Source organism: Kitasatospora sp. NPDC058190 (genome assembly GCF_042883685.1).
Lineage (GTDB): Bacteria > Actinomycetota > Actinomycetes > Streptomycetales > Streptomycetaceae > Kitasatospora.
The window spans coordinates 1-6932 of the sequence record NZ_JBHVVI010000227.1 but is presented as its reverse complement, the minus strand read 5'-3'; the positions used below and the strand labels follow the sequence as shown (position 1 = coordinate 6932).

Below are 6932 nucleotides of genomic sequence, written 5' to 3'. Positions count from 1 at the left end.
GCCTCCGGCTGCTGCGGCTCGGCGACCACCGGCGAGGCCTGGTACGGCTGCTGGTACCCCTGGTGGTACGCCTGCTGCTGGTAACCGCCGTACGGGTCCTGGGTGTAGACCGGCTGCCCGTACTGGTCGTACTGCGCCGACTGCTCGTACCCCTGCTGCTGCTCGTACCCCTGCTGCGGGTACCCCTGGTAGCCCTGCTGGTACCCCTGCTGCTGGTGGCCGGCGTAGGTGCCCTGCCCGTACACCGGCTGCCCGTACTGGTCGTACTGCGCCTGCTGCTCGTACGGCTGCTGCTGGTACCCCTGGTACGGCTGCTCGTACTGCCCGGTGGACCACTCCTCCGGCTGCTGCCCGTTGCGTTCCGTCACGCCGGCTCCTGGCTCAGGTCCCGTGCGGCGCGTACAGCGCCCGCTTGTCGATGTAGCGGACCACGCCGTCCGGAACGAGGTACCAGACCGGCTCGCCCTTGGCGACCCGGTTGCGGCAGTCCGTGGAGGAGATGGCCAGCGCCGGGACCTCCACCAGGGAGACCCCGCCCACCGGAAGTCCGGCGTCCGACAGAGTGTGCCCCGGGCGGGTGCATCCGATGAAGTGGGCCAGCGAGAAGAGTTCGTCGGAGTCGTGCCAGGTCAGGATCTGGGCGAGCGCGTCGGCTCCGGTGATGAAGAAGAGGTCGGCGTCCGGGTGCAGGGCGTGCAGGTCGCGCAGGGTGTCGACGGTGTACGTCGGGCCCTCGCGGTCGATGTCGATCCGGCTGACCGAGAACTGCGGGTTCTCGGCGGTGGCGATGACCGTCATCAGGTAGCGGTCCTCGGCCGAGGTGACCTGCCGGTCGCACTTCTGCCAGGGCTGCCCGGTCGGGACGAAGACCACCTCGTCCAGGTGGAACGCGCTCGCCACCTCACTGGCGGCGACCAGGTGGCCGTGGTGGATCGGGTCGAAGGTGCCGCCCATCACGCCGAGGCGCTTCTTCACCGGTTCCGGTCCGCCGGGAATCCCGGCCTGCTCTCCCATGCCGCCACACCTTACGCGACGCCCGTTACGGTGCGGGAACGCCCGTGTGGGGGTTGCCCGCAGATGCGTGAGGGAGCGGCCGGCCCGATGGCCGGACGCTCCCCTGGCGGTCCGTGGGCCGGGCTCAGCGGTCCCGGTTGAAGCGGGTGGTGATGAAGAGCAGGAGCAGCAGGATGAACAGCGCGGCGCCACCCGTCAGGGCCGGGTTCAGGCTGTCGTGGTTGCCCCCCTCGCCCTCGGCGAGCAGGTTCAGAACGGGGAGTGCGGCAGCAGTGCTCATGGTCGGCGGGACCTTCTCGGCTCGGTGAACGGACCTGGGGGTTGTTCCGGGCCGGTGAGGGCCCACCCGTCATCGTACGGGGGGTTACACGGCAACCGCTCGGCGGCCCACCGCCACTGACCGGGCGTGAGCGGGCACGGGGAAGGCGGCGCCTACTGACCGCGGAAGGCGCGGGCCATGATCCAGACCAGCAGACCGATCCCCACGAAGGACGCGATCACGATGATCCGCAGGAACAGGCCCGGGCCGGCCTCGTCGGAGATGGGGGCGGCCAGGCTGACCAGCGTGTCGGTGGACATCTGAGGGGCTCCTCGAACTGCTCGGTACCGCGGCCGGATCCGGTCTCGGTTCTCCAGGGCATTCAGGGTAAACCCGCCTCACACCGGCGCCGCCCACCGGCCCCTGTGACTCGCCCTGCTACTCGCCCGCCCTGCTACTCGCCCGCTCGCCTCCGTGGGGCGGCTCGGGGCGGGAACCGCGCGGCGACCCGCGCGTACGCTGGCCCCGGGGACGAGTACGCAACCACGGACGTTGCACAGACAGTCGTTGCAGGCGAAGAGCAGCGGGGGGCCGGCACCGCGCCGGGGCCGCCGTCGACCAGGAGGTACTCAGACCATGACCGACACGTTCGAGAAGAGCCCGAGCCGGCGCCGCCAGCGCTTCCCCGAGATCTCCACCCGGGCCTGGGAACACCCCGCCGACCGCTCGGCCCTGGTCGCCCTGCGCAAGCTGTCGGGCTTCGACGACGTCCTGAAGAAGCTCGCCGGGCTGGTGTCCGAGCGCGCGATCCGGCTGATGTTCCTGGCCACCGCCGTGAAGACGTCCGAGCGTCAGTTCCCCGAGCTGTACGACATGGTGCGCGACGCCGCCTACGTACTCGACCTGGAGCAGGTGCCGGACCTGTACGTCACCCAGGACCCGGCGGTCAACGCGTACACCATCGGCATCGACACCCCGATCATCGTGATCACCAGCGGCCTGGTCGAGCTGCTGGACGAGGAGGAGCTGCGCTCCGTCATCGGCCACGAGGTCGGCCACGCGATGTCCGGCCACGCCGTCTACCGGACGATGCTGATGATCCTCACCAACATCGCCACCCGGATCGCCTGGGTGCCGCTCGGCAGTCTGGCGATCATGGCCCTCGTCACCGCCCTCAAGGAGTGGTTCCGCAAGGCCGAGCTGTCCAGCGACCGGGCCGGCCTGCTGGCCGGGCAGGACCTCCAGGCGTCCATGCGGGCCCTGATGAAGCTCGCCGGCGGGCACAACCTGGCCGAGATGAACGTCGACGCGTTCCTGGAGCAGGCGGAGGAGTACGAGAGGGCCGGCGACCTGCGCGACGGCGTGCTCAAGCTGCTCCAGCTGCTGCCGCAGACCCACCCGTTCGCGGTGGTCCGGGTCGCCCAGCTGAAGAAGTGGGCGGAGAGCGACGAGTACCGCTCGATCCTGGCCGGCGCCTACCCGCGCCGCTCGGACGACCGGGACACCTCGGTCGGCGAGCAGTGGAAGGCCGCCGCCGACCACTACACGACCTCGGTGAAGGAGAGCAAGGACCCGCTGATGGGCCTGCTGCGGGACGTGGCCGGCGGCGCCGCCACGGTCGGCGGCAAGCTGCGCGACACCTTCACCGGCGGCAACCGCGGCTCCGCCACGGACCGCGACGACAGCTGACCCGGCGCACGGACCACGGCGACCGGTGACCCGGACGGGGTCACCGGTCGCCGTGCCGTTCCGGGGGCCTCGATCCGGCCCCGGCGCTCTCGGTCCCTTCCGGGGGCCCTCAGCCGCCCGCCAGCACCCCGCACACCTGCCAGGCCGGCCGCGCGTGGTTGCCCGGGTCGACCGGCGTGGGCGGTGCCACCGCGGTGCCCTGCACGGTGGCCAGCACCGGCTGCAGGAAGCCCGCCATCGAGGTGGTGCACGGCGCCGGCCCGGCCTGCACCACCGAGTCCACCAGCCGCAGCTGCGCCGAGGCCAGGTCCACCCGGTCGAACTGGAAGGTCAGCTCGCGCCGCACGGTCGCCAGGGTGACCGGCGCCCCGGCGGGGGCCCCGGCCGGCTTCAGCGCGTAGACGAAGGTGTGGTCGGTGGTGATCTGCAGCGTGCCGCTGTCCGCCTCGTCGATCCGCATCGCGCCGACCACCTTCACGGTGTCGGAGGCCAGCGCGACCTGCGCCGGGTCGAAGCGGACCACCCAGCCGGTCAGCGCGTGGTGCCGGTCGTCCACCGGCTGTGCGACGCTCTCGTCGAATCCGGCCTGCTCACCGGGCGTGACGAAGGCCCGTATGTCCGCGGTGGCGCCCTGCACCAGTGCGGCCGGGGTCAGCGAGGAGGCGACCAGGTAGCGCTGCACGGTGTCCAGCGCCTTGGTCACCTCGACCCGGCTGAAGTGCTCGGTGGCGGCCCCGGTCGGGGTGTTCAGCCCGGTCGTCCCCTCGCCGTACCCGGGCGGCAGCGCGGCGAACGGATTCGCCGGGTCGGTCACCGGGTGGACGGCCGAGGCCGGGCTCAACGCGACCAGGCTGACGGTCACTTGACTGCCCTCGGGCCGTGCCGGGATGCCCTTCGGCGAGTTCACCCCGAAGTACACCGCCGCCCCGAAGGCCAGCAGGATGAGCAGCAGCAGGGCCAGCGCCTGGCGTGGGACGGTACCCAGCGGCCCGAGCCGCACCCGGGCCCGGGTGGCCTTGCCGAAGGAGCCCGCGAGCCGCTCCCGGGCGGACAGCTCCTGGATCCGGGCAGCCCGCACGAACGATTCGTCGAACACGACGGACCGGAATTCGTCCTCGTTTCCGGAACCGCCCTCGGGCGTACCCTCAGGAGGCTCTCGCGGGTCACCCATGACACCAGGGTAGGCGTACACCCGGCCCGCTACGAGGGCCCCTGCGCAGATTGCCGGGAACGCTCCGCGGCCACCCGCCCGGGGCGTGCGCCCCCGGCTCCGGCTAGCCCGCCGGTGCCGTGACCACCGGCGACGGTTCGGCCGGCGCGGGCCGCGGGTCCACCCCCGTGCTGCTGCTGCCGGACTCCGGGCGCCGGGGCGCGCCGGAGGTACCGCCCACGCCCTGGTAGATCGCCGCGACCGCCACCGCCACCAGGCTCACGCCCATGATCACCGCGAGCACCCAGGCCACCGGCCGGTGCCAGCGCTGCTGGGCCACGTACCGGCCTCGGGCGCGCACCGGATCGTAGCGGCGCCACCGCCGCCGGGTCCGGCGGCCGGTCGCCCGGCCCGGGCCCGACCACGGGTCGGGGTACAGGTGGTCCTCGTCGAGTCCGCTCGGGTACGGGCGCAGCTCCAGCGGCAGCCCGTCACCGGCCGGGACGTCATAGCCCCACCCCGGTCCCGCGGTGTCCGGCTCGAACCGCGCCTCGGCCGCGGCGAGCTGCCGCTCCTTGGCCGTCGGCTCGTGCACGGCGGCGGACCGGACGAAGGCCTCATCGAAGACCACGGTGGCGAACTCGTCGTCCGCACCACCGTGGTCGGCGCCGTCGGGGTACGGCAAGCCCCCCACATCCTCAGCCACGGATTCAGCGTATTACCGGCCGGGCGATTTGTCTGTGGCTCCCGGCAGTTGGTCCGTCACACGTGTGCCGGACGCCCCGCACGCCGCGTTCAGCGGGCGTCCGCGTCCCCGCCCACGGTCTGCGTCGCCTCGCCGCGGACATGCCCGTCACCAGTGACGATGTACTTGGTGCTGGTCAGCTCGGGCAGGCCCATCGGACCGCGGGCGTGCAGCTTCTGGGTGGAGATGCCGATCTCCGCGCCGAAGCCGAACTCACCGCCGTCGGTGAACCGGGTCGAGGCGTTGACGGTCACCGTGGTCGAGTCGACCAGCTGGGTGAAGCGGCGGGCGGCGGCCTGCGAGGTGGTGACGATCGCCTCGGTGTGGCCGGAGGACCAGCGGCGGATGTGCTCGACGGCGGCGTCCAGCGAGGGCACCACGGCCACCGCCAGGTCGTACGAGAGGTACTCGGCGCCCCAGTCCTCGTCGGTGGCCGGCACCACGGTGGCGGCGCTGCCCTCGGCGGCCTTGAGCACCGCCTCGTCGCCGTGCACGGTCACCCCGGCCTCGGCCAGGGCCGCCAGCGCCAGCGGCAGGAAGTCGTCCGCGACGTCCTGGTGCACCAGCAGGGTCTCGGCCGCGTTGCAGACGCTGACCCGCTGCGCCTTGGAGTTCAGCAGGATGCCGACGGCCATCGCCAGGTCGGTCCGCGCGTCCACGTACACATGGCAGTTGCCGGTGCCGGTCTCGATCACCGGGACGGTCGAGCCCTCGACCACGGTGCGGATCAGCGAAGCACCGCCGCGCGGGATCAGCACGTCGACGAGGCCGCGGGCGCGCATCAACTCCTGCACGGAGTCCCGGCTCTCCCCCGGCACCAGCTGGATCACGTCGGCGGGCAGCCCGGCCGCGGCGACGGCGTCCCGCAGCACCGCGACCAGCGCGGTGTTGGAACGGTAGGCCGAGGCGGAGCCGCGCAGCAGCACCGCGTTGCCGGACTTCAGGCAGAGCGCGGCGGCGTCCGCCGTGACGTTCGGCCGGGCCTCGTAGATGATGCCGACCACGCCCAGCGGCACCCGCACCTGGCGCACGTCCAGACCGTTCGGCAGGGTGTAGCCGCGCACCACCTCGCCGACCGGGTCGGGCAGGCCGGCCACGTCGCGCACGTCGGAGGCGATCGCGGCGATCCGCTCCCCGGTCAGCGTCAGCCGGTCGATCACCGACTCCGCCGTGCCCGCCTCGCGGGCCCGGGCCACGTCCTCGGCGTTGGCCGCGACGATCTCGGCGGCGCGGGCGACCAGCGCGTCCGCGATCGACAGCAGCGCGGCGTCCTTGGCGCTGCGCGGCAGCGGGGCGAGCGCGGCGGCGGCCTCCCGGGCACGGCGCGCTACGGCGAGGACGGGGCTGTCGGCGGTGACGAGGTCGCTGGTCATGCCGCCAAGGGTAGCGACTGCGCCCGCCCCGCCCGTCGCCGTTCCGGCATCCGAACAGGGCCGGTCAGTAGGGGTGCACGCCGCCCAGGTGCGGTGGCGGATCGCCGAAGCCCTCCGCCACCCGCTTGTGGTACGTCGCCCGGTCGACCACCTCCAGCCCGACGATCTCCCAGGGCGGCAGGCTCGCGGTGACCTTGTGCTCGCCCCACAGCCGCAGCGCTATCGCCGCCGCGTCGTGCAGGTCCCGGGCCTGCTCCCAGTACCGGATCTCGGCGTGGTCGGCCGCGTAGCGCGCGGTCAGGAAGAACGAGTGGTCGTGCGCCAGCCGCTCCAGCGAGGCACGCAGTTCGGACAGCGGGGTGACCTGCCCCGCCACGCTCAGCACCACGTGCCACAGCCGCGCCTGCTCGGGCACGCTGGGCGGATCCGCCGCCTCCGCACGCTGCGGCCGCAGCCTGCGCACTCCGCCGGGCCTCTGCGGTGGCGGACCGGCCGGCTCGGCGGGGCCGTCCCCGCGGCCGCCGTCGATACTGGTCAGCCGCCGGCCCGCCGTCCCTCCGGTCAGCGCTGCCTCGCGCCTGCGTTCCACCGGCGGCCTCCTGTTCGGCGATGTCGTGTCGTCCCCACCGGCCCCGTCGGCCTTCGGCCGACCGGTACGGCTGCGCCCCTCCTCGCCCGCGGCCGGGCCGCTCCTGTACGGAG

The 6932-nt window shown here is 73.2% G+C and carries 8 protein-coding genes and 1 pseudogene; 1 reads left to right on the top strand and 8 read right to left on the bottom strand.

Features of this window, described 5'->3' with window-relative positions; translation table 11 throughout:
* The 4 genes and pseudogenes from ACFVWU_RS43880 to ACFVWU_RS43865 form a co-directional block, all read right to left on the bottom strand.
* Positions 1–368 (bottom strand): annotated as a pseudogene (locus ACFVWU_RS43880) (ATPase); the annotation flags it as partial.
* Positions 369–381: 13 nt separating this feature from the next.
* Positions 382–1014, bottom strand: a complete 633-nt coding sequence (gene nadD / locus ACFVWU_RS43875; RefSeq protein WP_380613789.1) for a nicotinate-nucleotide adenylyltransferase — start codon at positions 1012–1014, stop codon at positions 382–384.
* Between the two features lie 124 nt (positions 1015–1138).
* The gene (locus tag ACFVWU_RS43870) at positions 1139–1294 is read right to left on the bottom strand and encodes a hypothetical protein (RefSeq protein WP_355669510.1); all 156 of its coding nucleotides are present in this window, start codon (positions 1292–1294) and stop codon (positions 1139–1141) included.
* A gap of 152 nt (positions 1295–1446) precedes the next feature.
* Entirely contained in the window at positions 1447–1593 is a 147-nt protein-coding gene (locus ACFVWU_RS43865; protein ID WP_380613790.1) for a hypothetical protein, read from the bottom strand.
* A 316-nt stretch (positions 1594–1909) separates the two neighbouring features.
* On the opposite strand from ACFVWU_RS43865, the gene ACFVWU_RS43860 reads away from it, so the two are divergent.
* Positions 1910–2962, top strand: a complete 1053-nt coding sequence (locus tag ACFVWU_RS43860) for a M48 family metallopeptidase (RefSeq protein ID WP_387632106.1) — start codon at positions 1910–1912, stop codon at positions 2960–2962.
* A 109-nt stretch (positions 2963–3071) separates the two neighbouring features.
* Here ACFVWU_RS43860 and ACFVWU_RS43855 read toward each other — a convergent pair whose 3' ends face one another.
* The 4 genes from ACFVWU_RS43855 to ACFVWU_RS43840 all read right to left on the bottom strand — a co-directional run bounded on the left by ACFVWU_RS43855 (position 3072) and on the right by ACFVWU_RS43840 (position 6819).
* The gene (locus ACFVWU_RS43855; protein ID WP_387632104.1) at positions 3072–4133 is read right to left on the bottom strand and encodes a hypothetical protein; all 1062 of its coding nucleotides are present in this window, start codon (positions 4131–4133) and stop codon (positions 3072–3074) included.
* A gap of 103 nt (positions 4134–4236) precedes the next feature.
* Positions 4237–4818 carry a hypothetical protein gene (locus ACFVWU_RS43850; protein WP_387632102.1) on the bottom strand — a complete coding sequence of 194 codons (582 nt, stop codon included), beginning with the start codon at positions 4816–4818 and terminating at the stop codon, positions 4237–4239.
* 89 nt (positions 4819–4907) lie between these two features.
* Entirely contained in the window at positions 4908–6230 is a 1323-nt protein-coding gene (locus ACFVWU_RS43845; RefSeq protein ID WP_387632099.1) for a glutamate-5-semialdehyde dehydrogenase, read from the bottom strand.
* A gap of 64 nt (positions 6231–6294) precedes the next feature.
* On the bottom strand, positions 6295–6819 hold the full coding sequence (locus tag ACFVWU_RS43840) for a hypothetical protein (RefSeq protein ID WP_387632096.1): 525 nt from the start codon (positions 6817–6819) through the stop codon (positions 6295–6297).
* Between the last annotated feature and the right edge of the window lie 113 nt (positions 6820–6932).

Bases quoted from the DNA above. Each gene is read 5' to 3' on its own strand.
- nadD (WP_380613789.1), bottom strand. From the start codon at position 1,014: ATGGGAGAGCAGGCCGGGATTCCCGGCGGACCGGAACCGGTGAAGAAG.
- ACFVWU_RS43870 (WP_355669510.1), bottom strand. From the start codon at position 1,294: ATGAGCACTGCTGCCGCACTCCCCGTTCTGAACCTGCTCGCCGAGGGC.
- ACFVWU_RS43865 (WP_380613790.1), bottom strand. From the start codon at position 1,593: ATGTCCACCGACACGCTGGTCAGCCTGGCCGCCCCCATCTCCGACGAG.
- ACFVWU_RS43860 (WP_387632106.1), top strand. From the start codon at position 1,910: ATGACCGACACGTTCGAGAAGAGCCCGAGCCGGCGCCGCCAGCGCTTC.
- ACFVWU_RS43855 (WP_387632104.1), bottom strand. From the start codon at position 4,133: ATGGGTGACCCGCGAGAGCCTCCTGAGGGTACGCCCGAGGGCGGTTCC.
- ACFVWU_RS43845 (WP_387632099.1), bottom strand. From the start codon at position 6,230: ATGACCAGCGACCTCGTCACCGCCGACAGCCCCGTCCTCGCCGTAGCG.